This window comes from Enterobacter wuhouensis (genome assembly GCF_035835995.1).
Classification (GTDB): Bacteria; Pseudomonadota; Gammaproteobacteria; order Enterobacterales; family Enterobacteriaceae; genus Enterobacter; species Enterobacter wuhouensis.
Genome location: NZ_CP142124.1, coordinates 4563187 through 4577636 on the forward strand (window position 1 = coordinate 4563187; position 14450 = coordinate 4577636).

11 protein-coding genes, 2 tRNA genes and 1 rRNA gene are annotated in these 14450 nt (G+C 55.9%); 3 read left to right on the plus strand and 11 right to left on the minus strand.

Features of this window, described 5'->3' with window-relative positions:
- Positions 1-69 precede the first annotated feature (69 nt).
- From VPX56_RS21770 to pepQ, 7 genes are all read right to left on the minus strand, one after another.
- Positions 70-145 (minus strand) — tRNA-Ala (locus tag VPX56_RS21770).
- 42 nt (positions 146-187) lie between these two features.
- A tRNA-Ile gene (locus VPX56_RS21775) sits at positions 188-264 on the minus strand.
- Between the two features lie 69 nt (positions 265-333).
- Positions 334-1873 (minus strand): 16S ribosomal RNA (locus VPX56_RS21780).
- A 376-nt stretch (positions 1874-2249) separates the two neighbouring features.
- On the minus strand, positions 2250-2795 hold the full coding sequence (gene hemG, locus VPX56_RS21785) for a menaquinone-dependent protoporphyrinogen IX dehydrogenase (protein WP_326468875.1): 546 nt from the start codon (positions 2793-2795) through the stop codon (positions 2250-2252).
- 10 nt (positions 2796-2805) lie between these two features.
- Positions 2806-4257: a Trk system potassium transporter TrkH gene (gene trkH / locus VPX56_RS21790; protein ID WP_119936288.1), complete on the minus strand. Its 1452-nt coding sequence runs from the start codon at positions 4255-4257 to the stop codon at positions 2806-2808.
- 40 nt (positions 4258-4297) lie between these two features.
- The gene (locus tag VPX56_RS21795; protein WP_326468877.1) at positions 4298-4912 is read right to left on the minus strand and encodes an IMPACT family protein; all 615 of its coding nucleotides are present in this window, start codon (positions 4910-4912) and stop codon (positions 4298-4300) included.
- The gene (pepQ, locus tag VPX56_RS21800; protein WP_326472168.1) at positions 4912-6243 is read right to left on the minus strand and encodes a Xaa-Pro dipeptidase; all 1332 of its coding nucleotides are present in this window, start codon (positions 6241-6243) and stop codon (positions 4912-4914) included. Before pepQ ends, VPX56_RS21795 begins: the two co-directional genes overlap by 1 nt.
- A gap of 190 nt (positions 6244-6433) precedes the next feature.
- Between pepQ and fadB the strand changes: the two genes are divergently transcribed.
- Both fadB and fadA read left to right on the plus strand, forming a co-directional pair.
- Positions 6434-8623 (plus strand): fatty acid oxidation complex subunit alpha FadB, encoded by a 2190-nt coding sequence (gene fadB, locus VPX56_RS21805; RefSeq protein ID WP_326468879.1) that lies wholly within the window; start codon positions 6434-6436, stop codon positions 8621-8623.
- A 9-nt stretch (positions 8624-8632) separates the two neighbouring features.
- The gene (gene fadA / locus VPX56_RS21810) at positions 8633-9796 is read left to right on the plus strand and encodes an acetyl-CoA C-acyltransferase FadA (RefSeq protein WP_263611297.1); all 1164 of its coding nucleotides are present in this window, start codon (positions 8633-8635) and stop codon (positions 9794-9796) included.
- Positions 9797-9957: 161 nt separating this feature from the next.
- Here fadA and fre read toward each other — a convergent pair whose 3' ends face one another.
- Positions 9958-10659 carry an NAD(P)H-flavin reductase gene (gene fre, locus VPX56_RS21815; protein WP_263611296.1) on the minus strand — a complete coding sequence of 234 codons (702 nt, stop codon included), beginning with the start codon at positions 10657-10659 and terminating at the stop codon, positions 9958-9960.
- A 30-nt stretch (positions 10660-10689) separates the two neighbouring features.
- Positions 10690-12195 (minus strand): 4-hydroxy-3-polyprenylbenzoate decarboxylase, encoded by a 1506-nt coding sequence (ubiD, locus tag VPX56_RS21820; protein WP_131635664.1) that lies wholly within the window; start codon positions 12193-12195, stop codon positions 10690-10692.
- Between the two features lie 170 nt (positions 12196-12365).
- On the opposite strand from ubiD, the gene rfaH reads away from it, so the two are divergent.
- On the plus strand, positions 12366-12857 hold the full coding sequence (rfaH, locus tag VPX56_RS21825) for a transcription/translation regulatory transformer protein RfaH (RefSeq protein ID WP_131635665.1): 492 nt from the start codon (positions 12366-12368) through the stop codon (positions 12855-12857).
- Here the strand turns inward: rfaH and tatD are convergent.
- Together tatD and tatC are read right to left on the minus strand one after the other, a co-directional pair.
- Entirely contained in the window at positions 12854-13636 is a 783-nt protein-coding gene (tatD, locus tag VPX56_RS21830; protein WP_326468885.1) for a 3'-5' ssDNA/RNA exonuclease TatD, read from the minus strand. The two genes, rfaH and tatD, sit on opposite strands and share 4 nt — an antisense overlap.
- Positions 13637-13677: 41 nt before the next feature.
- Positions 13678-14448 carry a Sec-independent protein translocase subunit TatC gene (gene tatC / locus VPX56_RS21835; RefSeq protein WP_326468887.1) on the minus strand — a complete coding sequence of 257 codons (771 nt, stop codon included), beginning with the start codon at positions 14446-14448 and terminating at the stop codon, positions 13678-13680.
- Positions 14449-14450 lie beyond the last annotated feature (2 nt).

Consider the following 14450-nt stretch of genomic DNA (forward strand, 5'->3'; position numbering starts at 1 on the left):
AGAGCAAAACTTCGCAGTGCACCTTTTCAGGTTCACTCTGAAGTTTTCTTGTATTTCGCAGTAAAAGGATGGTGGAGCTATGCGGGATCGAACCGCAGACCTCCTGCGTGCAAGGCAGGCGCTCTCCCAGCTGAGCTATAGCCCCATCGTTTGCAATCTCTGTACCGCTCATCCTTTAAAAGGAGTTTGGTAGGCCTGAGTGGACTTGAACCACCGACCTCACCCTTATCAGGGGTGCGCTCTAACCACCTGAGCTACAAGCCTGCAGAGATTTTTACTGCTATTTTTCATCAGACAATCTGTGTGAGCACTACAAAGGCAGGTTCTTTAAGGTAAGGAGGTGATCCAACCGCAGGTTCCCCTACGGTTACCTTGTTACGACTTCACCCCAGTCATGAATCACAAAGTGGTAAGCGCCCTCCCGAAGGTTAAGCTACCTACTTCTTTTGCAACCCACTCCCATGGTGTGACGGGCGGTGTGTACAAGGCCCGGGAACGTATTCACCGTAGCATTCTGATCTACGATTACTAGCGATTCCGACTTCATGGAGTCGAGTTGCAGACTCCAATCCGGACTACGACGCACTTTATGAGGTCCGCTTGCTCTCGCGAGGTCGCTTCTCTTTGTATGCGCCATTGTAGCACGTGTGTAGCCCTACTCGTAAGGGCCATGATGACTTGACGTCATCCCCACCTTCCTCCAGTTTATCACTGGCAGTCTCCTTTGAGTTCCCGGCCTAACCGCTGGCAACAAAGGATAAGGGTTGCGCTCGTTGCGGGACTTAACCCAACATTTCACAACACGAGCTGACGACAGCCATGCAGCACCTGTCTCAGAGTTCCCGAAGGCACCAAAGCATCTCTGCTAAGTTCTCTGGATGTCAAGAGTAGGTAAGGTTCTTCGCGTTGCATCGAATTAAACCACATGCTCCACCGCTTGTGCGGGCCCCCGTCAATTCATTTGAGTTTTAACCTTGCGGCCGTACTCCCCAGGCGGTCGACTTAACGCGTTAGCTCCGGAAGCCACGCCTCAAGGGCACAACCTCCAAGTCGACATCGTTTACGGCGTGGACTACCAGGGTATCTAATCCTGTTTGCTCCCCACGCTTTCGCACCTGAGCGTCAGTCTTTGTCCAGGGGGCCGCCTTCGCCACCGGTATTCCTCCAGATCTCTACGCATTTCACCGCTACACCTGGAATTCTACCCCCCTCTACAAGACTCTAGCCTGCCAGTTTCGAATGCAGTTCCCAGGTTGAGCCCGGGGATTTCACATCCGACTTGACAGACCGCCTGCGTGCGCTTTACGCCCAGTAATTCCGATTAACGCTTGCACCCTCCGTATTACCGCGGCTGCTGGCACGGAGTTAGCCGGTGCTTCTTCTGCGAGTAACGTCAATTGCTGAGGTTATTAACCTCAACACCTTCCTCCTCGCTGAAAGTACTTTACAACCCGAAGGCCTTCTTCATACACGCGGCATGGCTGCATCAGGCTTGCGCCCATTGTGCAATATTCCCCACTGCTGCCTCCCGTAGGAGTCTGGACCGTGTCTCAGTTCCAGTGTGGCTGGTCATCCTCTCAGACCAGCTAGGGATCGTCGCCTAGGTGAGCCGTTACCCCACCTACTAGCTAATCCCATCTGGGCACATCTGATGGCAAGAGGCCCGAAGGTCCCCCTCTTTGGTCTTGCGACGTTATGCGGTATTAGCTACCGTTTCCAGTAGTTATCCCCCTCCATCAGGCAGTTTCCCAGACATTACTCACCCGTCCGCCGCTCGTCACCCGAGAGCAAGCTCTCTGTGCTACCGCTCGACTTGCATGTGTTAGGCCTGCCGCCAGCGTTCAATCTGAGCCATGATCAAACTCTTCAATTTAAGTTTGATGCTCGTGAATTAAACTTCGTAATGAATTACGTATGTTCACTCAGAGACTTGGTATTCATTTTTCGTCCGAGGACGTTAAGAATCCATGTCACTTTGAGTGCCCACACAGATTGTCTGATAAATTGTTAAAGAGCAGTGCCGCTTCGCTTTTCTCAGCGGCGCGGGGTGTGCATATTACGCTTCCCCGCTACAGAGTCAAGCTTTTATTTCGCTTTTCTCTGCTGGCGTTCATCGCTGAACCCCGCTAACCCGGCGGCCTGTAAGCCGTTGTTCCGTGTCAGTGGAGGCGCATTATAGGGAGTTATTCTGAAGTGACAAGCATAAAATACAAAAAACTTTTCGTTCGCTCAATTTTCAAACTTCACGCCTATTTAAACCGCGAATCGCCCGTTAAATGTGCGATTTCCCGCGCAAAACCGGCTACCTGCGTCCAGTCGGTATAAACCACTTCTTTATGCGTATCGGTTTCACCGCCGGTCATCTTCATAATAAGACGAATCATAAAGCGGTCGTACCAGCGATAGCGTGGATAGCGCAGCGCTCCGGCAAAGACCGCGCACAGGTCTGGCTGCCAGGGCGAATTCAGTAAGAACTTACGCGTGTAGCTATTGGTCTGCGGCGTGCGCTTCTCCGCTTTACGGGCAACCAGGTTTACAGAATAGAAAGCCCCCGGCAACGAGCTAAGTACCGCCGTATGCTTTTTCACAAAGCGATCCAGCGCCGGATGGAAATGACCGTAACGAATAGATGCCCCAATCACCACGCGATCGTAATCCTGCCAGGCGATCTGTTCAGCGCGGTTCAGGTTCACGACATCCGAGTAAATCCCCAGCTCTTTGAGTTCAGATGCAAGATAAGAGGCAATCTCGCGCGTTTGCCCGTCTCGCGTAGAGAAAAGAATAAGTGTTTTCACCGACGACTCCTTACTCGCGCCAGAATGTAGGGGTAAACAGAACCAGCAGCGTAAAGACCTCAAGACGACCAAACAGCATGTTGGCTATTAAGATCCATTTCGCAACCGGGTTCATGCTGGCAAAGTTATCCGCCACCACGCCCAGTCCGGGTCCAAGGTTATTGAGCGTTGCCACGACGGAAGCAAAGGCGGAGAAATCATCAACCCCTGTCGCGATAATCGCCAGCATGCTGACGATAAAGACCAGCGCATAGGCAGAGAAAAATCCCCACACGGCTTCCAGAATGCGTTCCGGCAGGGCTCGGTTCCCGAGCTTGATGCTGTATACCGCGTTCGGGTGCACCAGACGTTTCAGCTCACGGTTCCCCTGCTTAAACAGCAGTAAAATACGAATCACCTTCAGACCACCGCCCGTTGATCCCGCACAGCCCCCGATAAAAGCAGAACACAGCAGCAGTACCGGCAGGAACAACGGCCAGCGCGCAATGCTATCCGTAGTAAATCCGGCGGTTGTCGCCATCGACACCACCTGGAAAAAGGCCTGGTTTAGCGTCGTCACCGCCGAGCTATACACATCGTGGAACCACAAGACCAGGGTACAGATGATCACCAGCGTCAGCTGGACGCCAATAAACATGCGGAATTCAGGGTCACGCCAGTACACCTTCAGGCTGCGCCCGCTCAGTAAAGAGAAGTGCAGACCGTAGTTACAGCCTGAAATCAGCAGGAAGATGGCAATAATCGTGTTAATCGTTGGGCTGTCGAAGTAGCCCACGCTGGCATCGTGCGTAGAGAACCCGCCGATGGCGATGGTCGCAAAGCTGTGTCCGATGGCGTCGAAAGCGGGCATCCCGGCGAACCATAGCGCCAGCGCACAGGCTACCGTCAGCAAGACATAGATAAGCCAGAGGGTTTTCGCCGTCTCGGCAATACGCGGGCGCATTTTGTTATCTTTCAGCGGCCCGGGCATTTCGGCGCGATAGAGCTGCATCCCCCCCACGCCCAGAATCGGCAGAATAGCGACCGCCAGGACGATGATCCCCATACCGCCGAACCACTGCAGCATCTGACGATAAAAGAGAATGGCGTGCGGAAGCGAATCCAGCCCCACCAGCGTGGTGGCACCGGTGGTAGTTAAACCCGAGAAGGATTCGAAGAAGGCATCCGTAATGCTCAGATTGGGCTGCTCAGAGAAGATAAAGGGCAGCGAACCGACGCTTCCCAGCACCGTCCAGAACAGGACCACAATCAGAAACCCTTCGCGGGACTTCAGCTCCCCTTTTTCGCGACGGTTTGGCCACCACAGCAGCGAACCGATTGCCAGCGCAACAAAAAAGGTCTGGGTAAATGCCCGCCCCGCGCCGTCCCGGTAGATAAGTGCCACCAATCCAGGGAGAATCATCGTCCCGGAGAAAAGTATGACCAGCAGTCCAACGATTCGGGTTATGGCACGAAAATGCATCTCTGCCGCTTCCTTTGGTATTCAAAAAGTGAGGTGGGGATTATTCTTCAATCGGCAGCAATTGCAACGAACCGCGACTAAAATCAGCCAGTTTTGCTGAAAAAGCAGCCAGTTCCGCCTGTGGAAGCGCCACGCGTAATTGCACCATCGCCTGGTAATCACTGTGCGCAATCACGCCGTTAAACTGTTTAAGCAGTGATTCAATGCCCGAGAGCTGGGCGTAATCGCATAACAAAGTATATTCGGTCAGCGGCGTTTTGCGGGTCGTTATCAGCAGATTAAGCGCCTGCTGGACACCGCCACCGTAGGCTTTCACCAGCCCACCCGTGCCCAATAAAATGCCGCCGTAGTAGCGCACCACTACGGCGGTGATTTCACCCACGCCGCTGCCCATAAGCTGGGAGAGCATAGGTTTACCGGCCGTGCCCGCCGGTTCACCGTCATCGGAAAATCCCAGCTGCTGTGAATCGTTCGGCGGCCCCGCGACCCAGGCCACACAGTGGTGGCGGGCATCAGGATGCTCAGCGCGCACGGACTCAACGAACGCCTTTGCCGCCTCTACGCCGTCGGTATGCGCCAGCAGCGTGATGAAGCGGCTTTTCTTGATTTCCTCAACAAAGGTGACCGGTTCAGCCGGTATCAGCCAGCTATCCATCAGGCCAGCTTCAGGTCTCGCGTCATGTTCTCGATACCGTTTTCATGGATAACCACGTTATCTTCGATGCGAATGCCGCCAAACGGCTTCAGCGCGTCAATTTTTTCCCAGTTGAAGTGCTTGCTGAACTGGCCTTCGCGCCACGGCGCAAGCAGAGACTCGATAAAGTAGATGCCCGGCTCGAAGGTCAATACCATGCGCGGCTGGAGAATACGGGTGCAGCGCAGGTAAGGATATTTAGACGGCGCCGCCAGATGCGTGCCGGTATCATCCTGCATAAAGCCCGCCACGTCGTGAACCTGCAGGCCCAGCGGGTGGCCGATACCGTGCGGCATAAATGGCCCGGTCAGATCGTTCTCGACCATCGCCTCTTCGCTCATGTCCTTCACAATCTGATGCTTACGCAGCAGTTTGGCGATGCGCTGATGGAACTGGATGTGGTAATCCACATAGCTGGTGCCGGCCTTCATGGTGCCGATAAGCGCCAGCTGTTCGTCATTAACGTCTTTAATCAGCTGCGCGAAATCGGTATCTGAATTAGCCGCCCAGGTACGGGTCAGGTCAGCCGCATAGCCGTTATACTCTGCACCCGCATCCAGCAGGAAGCTGCGCATCTCGGACGGAACCTGGTGATCCAGTTTGGTGTAGTGCAGAACGGACGCATGCTCGTTGAGCGCGACGATATTGCTGTAAGGCACGTCGGTATCACGGTGGCCGGTGGCCGTCAGGTAGGCCTGGTTGATATCGAATTCGCTCATACCAGACTGGAACGCTTCATGCGCCGCACGATGACCATTGACCGCCGTTTTTTGCGCTTCACGCATGCAGTAGAGTTCGTAATCAGTCTTATACGCGCGGTAGTAGTGCAGATAATCCAGCACCCCTTTCGGGTTGAGTTTATCGGCTGCAATATCCAGACCCAGCGCACGTTCCGGTACAGGGCCAATATAGCCGATGTTGCCACGCGCCGCAGGCAGCTGGCTGCCAATACCGTCCGCTTTTGGCAGGGCAATCACATCAATTTCTTCGGTCCAGAACGAGGTCGGCAGCGGCTCCACGTTGTGCCAGTAATCCACCGGCAGATAGAACCACAGTTTTGGCTTGTTCACGCCGTCCACCAGCAGCCAGCAATTTGGCACCTGCGTGACCGGCACCCAGGCTTTAAACTGCGGGTTAACCTTGAACGGATAGGCATGGTCATCAAGGAACGTATTCATCAGCTCGCCGGAGTGGATCAGCAGAGCATCCAGCTTGAAGCGCGCCAGTACATCGCGGGTACGTTCCTGTAGGGTAACGATATGATTTTTATAAAGCGAAGCCAGTGAGTCCATCATTCTTCCTTTCGTTTTTTTGACCTCAAGTCAACGCATCTTAGCACACCTCACTCCGACTGCGTGATTTCCACCGACCGTGATCAATGCAGCAATTTCTTAATGAGTAATTTGCATTTTATTAACATAAATTCCACACTCCGTCTCATCTGGTATGACCAGATCCACTTGCTGGATTCAGGAGACTGACATGCTCTACAAAGGCGACACCCTATATCTTAACTGGCTGGAAGACGGCATTGCCGAACTGGTGTTCGATGCCCCCGGCTCAGTAAACAAGCTCGATACCGCGACGGTGGCCAGTCTTGGCCAGGCGCTGGACGTACTGGAAAAACAATCCGAATTAAAAGGGCTGCTGCTGCGCTCCAACAAAGCGGCCTTTATTGTCGGTGCTGATATCACCGAATTCCTGTCGCTGTTCCTGGTTCCTGAAGAACAGCTGAGCCAGTGGCTGCACTTTGCTAACAGCGTCTTTAATCGTCTGGAAGATTTACCTGTGCCAACGATCTCCGCCGTGAACGGCTACGCGCTGGGCGGCGGGTGCGAATGCGTGCTTGCCACCGACTACCGTCTGGCGACGCCCGATCTGCGCATTGGCCTGCCGGAAACCAAGCTGGGCATCATGCCGGGCTTCGGCGGCTCCGTACGTATGCCGCGCATGCTGGGTGCAGACAGCGCCCTGGAAATCATCGCGGCGGGTAAAGACGTTGGCGCCGAACAGGCGCAGAAAATCGGCCTAGTCGACGGCATCGTGAAACCAGAGAAACTGGTTGAAGGCGCACTCGCCATTCTGCGTCAGGCCATTAACGGCGATCTCGACTGGAAAGCCAAACGCCAGCCGAAGCTGGAGCCGTTAAAGCTCAGCAAAATTGAAGCCACCATGAGCTTTACCATCGCCAAGGGCATGGTGATGCAGACCGCGGGCAAACATTACCCGGCGCCGATCACGGCGGTAAAAACCATTGAAGCCGCTGCCCGTCTGGGCCGCGATGAAGCGCTGAAGCTCGAAAATCAGAGCTTTGTGCCGCTGGCCCACACCAATGAAGCCCGCGCGCTGGTTGGCATCTTCCTCAACGATCAGTTCGTTAAAGGCAAAGCCAAACAGCTGACTAAAAACGTCGAAACGCCAAAACACGCGGCGGTTCTCGGCGCCGGCATTATGGGCGGCGGCATCGCTTACCAGTCTGCCTGGAAAGGCGTGCCAGTGGTGATGAAGGACATCAGCGAGAAATCCCTGACGCTCGGCATGAACGAAGCCGCCAAGCTGCTGAATAAACAGCTGGAGCGCGGCAAAATTGATGGTCTGAAGCTCGCAGGCGTGATCTCCACCATTCAGCCGACGCTCGAATACAGCGGTTTTGACCGCGTGGACGTGGTCGTTGAAGCGGTCGTGGAAAACCCGAAAGTCAAAAAAGCGGTGCTGGCCGAAACGGAAGATAAGGTTCGTCCGGAAACCGTGCTGGCCTCTAACACCTCCACCATCCCAATCGGCGAACTGGCGAGCGTGCTGAAGCGTCCGGAAAACTTCTGCGGGATGCACTTCTTCAACCCGGTACACCGTATGCCGCTGGTCGAAGTGATCCGTGGGGAAAAAACCTCTGACGAAACCATCGCCAAAGTGGTGGCGTGGGCCAGCAAAATGGGCAAAACGCCGATTGTGGTCAACGACTGCCCGGGCTTCTTCGTCAACCGCGTGCTGTTCCCGTACTTCGCCGGCTTCAGCCAGCTGCTGCGCGACGGGGCGGACTTCCGCAAAATCGACAAAGTGATGGAAAAACAGTTCGGCTGGCCGATGGGCCCGGCGTATCTGCTGGACGTGGTCGGCATCGACACCGCCCACCACGCTCAGGCTGTCATGGCGGCAGGCTTCCCGCAGCGCATGCAGAAAGATTATCGCGACGCCATTGACGCCCTGTTCGATGCCAACCGCTTCGGGCAGAAAAACGGTCTGGGCTTCTGGCGCTATAAAGAAGACAGCAAAGGCAAACCGAAGAAAGAAGAAGATGCCGTGGTCGATGGCCTGCTGGCCGACGTTTGCCCGCCGAAACGCGACTTCACGGACGATGAGATCGTCGCCCGCATGATGATCCCGATGATCAACGAAGTGGTGCGTTGCCTCGAAGAAGGCATTATCGCCAGCCCGGCGGAAGCCGACATGGCGCTGGTTTATGGTCTGGGCTTCCCTCCGTTCCACGGCGGCGCGTTCCGCTGGCTGGATACGCTCGGCAGCGCCCGCTATCTCGATATGGCTCAGCAATACCAGCACCTCGGCCCGCTGTACGACGTGCCGGAAGGGCTGCGTAACAAAGCGCGCCATAACGAACCCTACTATCCATCAGTTGAGCCAGCCCGTCCGGTTGGCGAGCTGAAAACGGCTTAAGGAGTCACAATGGAAAAGGTTGTCATTGTTGATGCGATTCGCACCCCGATGGGCCGTTCAAAAGGCGGCGCGTTCCGTAACGTGCGCGCGGAAGACCTCTCCGCGCATCTGATGCGCAGCCTGCTGGCGCGCAACCCGGCGCTGGATCCTGCTGCGCTGGACGATATCTACTGGGGCTGCGTGCAGCAGACCCTGGAGCAAGGTTTCAATATCGCCCGTAACGCGTCGCTGCTGGCGGAGATCCCCCACTCGGTTCCGGCCGTCACCGTGAACCGCCTGTGTGGGTCGTCGATGCAGGCGCTGCACGACGCGGCGCGCATGATCATGACCGGCGATGCGCAGGCCTGTCTGGTCGGCGGCGTGGAGCATATGGGCCACGTTCCGATGAGCCACGGGGTCGATTTCCACCCGGGCATGAGCCGTAACGTGGCGAAAGCCGCGGGCATGATGGGACTGACCGCCGAGATGCTCTCTCGTCTGCACGGCATTAGCCGTGAAATGCAGGATGCCTTTGCCGCGCGCTCTCACGCTCGCGCATGGGCGGCGACACAGTCCGGCGCCTTTAAGAATGAGATCATCCCGACCGGCGGTCACGACGCAGACGGCGTACTGAAGCAGTTCAGCTACGATGAAGTCATCCGCCCGGAAACGACGGTTGAAGCTCTTTCCGCACTGCGTCCGGCATTTGATCCGGTTACCGGCACGGTAACGGCAGGTACGTCGTCGGCGCTGTCAGACGGTGCCGCCGCGATGCTGGTGATGAGCGAAAGCCGTGCCCGCGAGCTGGGCCTGACGCCGCGCGCTCGCGTACGCTCGATGGCGGTCGTGGGCTGCGATCCTTCAATCATGGGCTACGGCCCGGTTCCGGCCTCGAAGCTGGCGCTGAAAAAAGCGGGTTTAACCGCCAGCGATATCGACCTGTTTGAGATGAACGAAGCCTTCGCCGCGCAAATACTGCCGTGCATTAAAGATCTGGGGCTGATGGAGCAGATCGACGAGAAGATTAACCTCAACGGCGGCGCGATCGCCCTCGGTCACCCGCTGGGCTGCTCCGGGGCGCGTATCAGCACCACGCTGATTAACCTGATGGAACGCAAAGATGCCCAGTTTGGTCTGGCAACGATGTGTATCGGGCTGGGTCAGGGTATCGCGACGGTATTTGAGAGAGTGTAAGGCTATAACGTAGGCCCGATAGGCATCGCGCCATCGGGCTTTTGCCGGGAGGCGCTGCGCTTTCCCGGCCTACGAGAGGAATCTCACCGCCACTGGCGTCATTGGCGAAGAGAAACAGTTTAGTTGCCGTTCTTCCCGCCTGTCAGGGGCGGGTTTTTTATTTAAATGAAGGCAAACGCATCGCCGAACAGGCGGTCTTCGCGCGCGTCACGTTCGTTACAGAACAGGTCACGGGCAATTTTCGCCATTTCAAAACGGCCAGCGATATAGATATCGTGTCCGGCCAGCGTACCGTGATCCTGCAATACCGCCGTCAACACCGTGCCGCTGCGCCCACGCCAGCCCTCTTCCGGCTGTTCGACAACCGGCTCAATGCGCAGGTTGGAATGGGTTACGCTCAGCGCTTCCAGTTCAGACAGATCGTACAGATGTTTCTCTTCGCGGCCGCCCCAGTAGATAGTGATATCACGGTCTGGATTACGCGCCAGTGCGGTCAGCAGAATGGAGCGTACGTAAGAGAAGCCCGTGCCGCCGGCAATCAGGATCAGCGGACGGTCTTCATCATCACGCAGCCACGCCTCGCCGTGCGGCATATCCACGACGATTTCGCGTTCCTTCAGAATACGATCCATAACCGCCATCGCGTACAAGTTAAGCTCTGACGCACCGATGTGAAGCTCAATAAATTCCTGCTCCGCTGGCGTAGAGGCCATAGAAAAAGGACGTTTATCACGTTCATCCATCACGACCATTAAGTACTGACCGGCGCGGAAAGAGAATGCCGCTTCTGGCACTAAACGGACGCGATATACGGTGTCGGTAATAGCATCTACCGAGGTCACTTTACAGCTTAAGGTTGTCATTCGCTCTCTCTGTCGGGAAGTCTAAAGGGCTTAACGGTCAGATTCGGGTTTACCGTTATTCATTATGGCCAGTTCGTCCCAGATCGCGTCAATTCGCGCGGTCACGGCAGGATCTTTTTTGATCGGGCGACCCCATTCACGATCGGTTTCGCCAGGCCATTTGTTTGTGGCATCCAGTCCCATTTTTGAGCCAAGCCCTGAAACCGGCGAGGCAAAGTCCAGATAATCTATCGGCGTGTTTTCGACTAACACCGTGTCGCGCGCCGGGTCCATACGCGTGGTAATGGCCCAGATAACGTCATTCCAGTCGCGGGCGTTAACGTCATCATCGCAAACAATCACAAATTTGGTATACATAAACTGGCGAAGGAATGACCATACGCCCATCATCACGCGTTTGGCGTGACCCGCATACTGCTTCTTGATTGTTACTACCGCCAGACGATACGAACATCCCTCAGGTGGCAGGTAGAAATCAACAATTTCCGGAAACTGTTTCTGCAAAATTGGCACAAAGACTTCATTCAGCGCCACGCCCAGCACCGCCGGTTCATCCGGCGGTCGGCCGGTATAGGTGGAGTGATAAATAGCGTCTTCACGCTGGGTGATGTGCGTGACGGTAAACACCGGGAAATTATCGATTTCGTTGTAATAACCCGTGTGATCGCCGTATGGCCCTTCCGGCGCCATCTCACCCTGCTCAATGTACCCTTCCAACACAATCTCTGCGCTGGCCGGTACTTCAAGATCGTTCGAAATACACTTCACCACTTCCGTTTTCGTCCCGCGCAGCAGGCCTGCAAAGGCGTATTCGGACAGCGTATCAGGCACAGGCGTGACCGCGCCCAGAATGGTCGCCGGGTCTGCGCCCAGCGCCACCGATACCGGGAATCGCTCGCCGGGATGCTCCGCACACCACTCCTGGAAATCAAGCGCGCCGCCGCGATGGGATAGCCAGCGCATTATGAGCTTATTCTTACCAATCAGCTGCTGGCGGTAAATCCCCAGATTTTGGCGCTCTTTGTGGGGACCGCGCGTGACGGTCAACCCCCAGGTGATAAGCGGGGCGGCATCGTCAGGCCAGCATTGCATGATGGGAATTTTTGTCAGATCGACCGCATCGCCTTCCAGCACTTTCTGCTGGCACGGCGCACCGCGCAGGCGTTTGGTTGGCATGTTCAACACCTGCTTAAACTGCGGCAGCTTATCGAACAGGTCCCGGAAACCCTTTGGCGGCTCCGGTTCTTTCAGGAAGGCCAGCAGTTTGCCGACTTCACGCAGCGCCGCGACGTCTTCTTGCCCCATACCCATTGCCACGCGGCGCGGCGTGCCAAACAGGTTGCACAGCACCGGCATGGAATAGCCTTTAGGGTTTTCAAACAGCAGAGCAGGGCCACCGGCACGCAGGGTGCGGTCAGCAATCTCTGTCATTTCCAGATAAGGATCAACAGATTGAGTAATGCGTTTGAGTTCGCCCTGCTTTTCCAGCAGCGCCAGGAAGTCGCGTAGATCGTGGTATTTCATGCAGTTAGTCATGGCCTCTCTGTAAGCGCTTCATTATACGGCGTAAGCCTGCGGGATGCTGTAATTTTGTTAAATTAGCGTGAACTTCCGCGACTTACCCCCTTATCGGCCATTATAATCACCTTAGCGATCCCGCCAGGGTTTTGATATGCTTGCGCCCGAAACTAAGGGAAAGAGTGATTATGCAGGCCTGGTATTTACTGTATTGCAAACGCGGGCAACTTCAGCGCGCGCAGGAACATCTTGAACGTCAGTCCGTAAACTGTCTGACACCCGTGATCACGCTTGAAAAAATGCAGCGCGGGAAACGTGCAACCGTTAGCGAACCTCTTTTCCCAAACTACCTGTTCGTCGAATTTGACCCGGAGGTGATCCATACCACCACCATCAGCGCAACGCGCGGGGTCAGCCACTTCGTCCGCTTTGGCGCCAGCCCGGCGACGGTTCCTTCCAGGGTCATTCATCAACTTTCTGTCTACCAACAGCCGGAAGGCATTACCGACCCGGAAACGCCCTATGAAGGTGACAGCGTGGTGATCACGGAAGGTGCCTTCGAAGGCTTGCAGGCCATATTCGCCGAGCCAGACGGCGAAGCACGCTCTATGCTGCTGCTTAACCTGCTAAACAAGCAGGTGCTGCAGAGCGTTAAAAACACCGACTTCCGCAAAGTTTAAAAGTCTATCCCGAACAGGCGACGCACGTTGTCATCCGTTTGCGCCGACAGCTGGCGTGGATCTTCCCCACGCCAGAGTGCCACCCTTTCAACAATATGCCCAAGATACGCCGGTTCATTACGCCGCGAAGGTGGTTTGGGCTTCCTATCGCGCGGCAGCAGGTAGGGCGCATCGGTTTCAACCAGCAGGCGTTCAGCCGGTATCGCCGGCAGCAGCTCACGCAGCTCCAGCCCGCGTCGTTCATCGCAAACCCAGCCGGTAATGCCCAGATACAGCCCGCGATCCAGACACTCCAGCGCGTCCTGATGTGACCCGGTAAAGCAGTGCAGCACGGCACCCGGCAGTTTATCCAACCATGGCTCCAGCAGGGTGAGAAAGCGAGCGTGCGCGTCGCGGCAGTGCATAAATACCGGCATTCCGAGTTCTGCGGCCAGCGCGAGCTGTGCGGTAAATGCCTTTTCCTGTTCTTCTGGCGTAGAAAAGTTGCGGTTGAAATCGAGGCCGCACTCGCCGATAGCCACCACCTCGGGCGTTTTCGCCAGAGCATAAAGCGACTCAGCGCTTTCATTCGACCACTGGCTGCTGTCGTGCGGGTGGACACCTGCGGTTGACCAGCAGTCGTCATAGCGCTGCGCCAGCAGCTGCGCCTGTTCGCTCTCGTGCAGGTTGGTTCCGGTCAGCAGCAGCCCTTTCACCCCGGCAGCAAAGGCGTGTGCAACGACCTCATCGCGATCTTTTGCAAACTGCGAGCTGGTCAGATTAAGTCCGATATCAAACATGCAAATCCCCATATGACAACCGCCCTGACGGGCGGCTGGTTTTACTCTTCTGTGGTCTTTTCTGACCCGTCTTCTTCATCTTCCTGCGGACGTCGTTTGCCCACGTAGAAGCGCGAGAAGAACACGCCAACTTCAAACAAACAGTACATCGGTATTGCCAGCAGGGTCTGGGAGAAGACATCCGGTGGCGTCAGCAGCATGCCCACTACAAACGCACCCACAAGAATGTAGGGGCGCTTCTTACGGAGATCGTCAGGCGTGGTCACCCCAACCCAGCAGAGCAGGACGATTGCTACCGGCACTTCGAACGCCACGCCGAACGCCATAAACAGCGCCATGACGAAGCTGAGATAGCTGGCGATGTCTGTCGATACCTGAACCCCTTCCGGCGCGGTATGCGTCAGGAAGCCAAAGGCCAGGGGGAAGACAACGAAATAGGCAAACGCCATGCCGATATAGAACAGCAGCGAGCTGGATACCAGCAGCGGGATCACCAGCTTGCGTTCATGCTTATACAGCGCCGGGGCGACGAAGGCCCAGACCTGGTACAAAATCACCGGTGCAGACGCAATCAACGAGACCCAGAAGGTCAGCTTGATTGGGGTGAAGAACGGTGAGGCCACGTCCGTCGCAATCATCGTCGCGCCCAGCGGCATCTGTTTAATCAGGGGCGCAGAGACCACCTGGTAGATATCGTTGGCGAAATAGACCAGGCACAGGAATATGAGGAAAACCGCAATAATGCAGTTTAACAGGCGCTTGCGCAGTTCAATGAGGTGCGCGATGAGCGGTTGGGTATCATCTACTGCCATGT

Bases quoted from the DNA above. Each gene is read 5' to 3' on its own strand.
- trkH (WP_119936288.1), bottom strand. From the start codon at position 4,257: ATGCATTTTCGTGCCATAACCCGAATCGTTGGACTGCTGGTCATACTT.
- VPX56_RS21795 (WP_326468877.1), bottom strand. From the start codon at position 4,912: ATGGATAGCTGGCTGATACCGGCTGAACCGGTCACCTTTGTTGAGGAA.
- pepQ (WP_326472168.1), bottom strand. From the start codon at position 6,243: ATGGACTCACTGGCTTCGCTTTATAAAAATCATATCGTTACCCTACAG.
- fadB (WP_326468879.1), top strand. From the start codon at position 6,434: ATGCTCTACAAAGGCGACACCCTATATCTTAACTGGCTGGAAGACGGC.
- fadA (WP_263611297.1), top strand. From the start codon at position 8,633: ATGGAAAAGGTTGTCATTGTTGATGCGATTCGCACCCCGATGGGCCGT.
- fre (WP_263611296.1), bottom strand. From the start codon at position 10,659: ATGACAACCTTAAGCTGTAAAGTGACCTCGGTAGATGCTATTACCGAC.
- ubiD (WP_131635664.1), bottom strand. From the start codon at position 12,195: ATGACTAACTGCATGAAATACCACGATCTACGCGACTTCCTGGCGCTG.
- rfaH (WP_131635665.1), top strand. From the start codon at position 12,366: ATGCAGGCCTGGTATTTACTGTATTGCAAACGCGGGCAACTTCAGCGC.
- tatD (WP_326468885.1), bottom strand. From the start codon at position 13,636: ATGTTTGATATCGGACTTAATCTGACCAGCTCGCAGTTTGCAAAAGAT.
- tatC (WP_326468887.1), bottom strand. From the start codon at position 14,448: ATGGCAGTAGATGATACCCAACCGCTCATCGCGCACCTCATTGAACTG.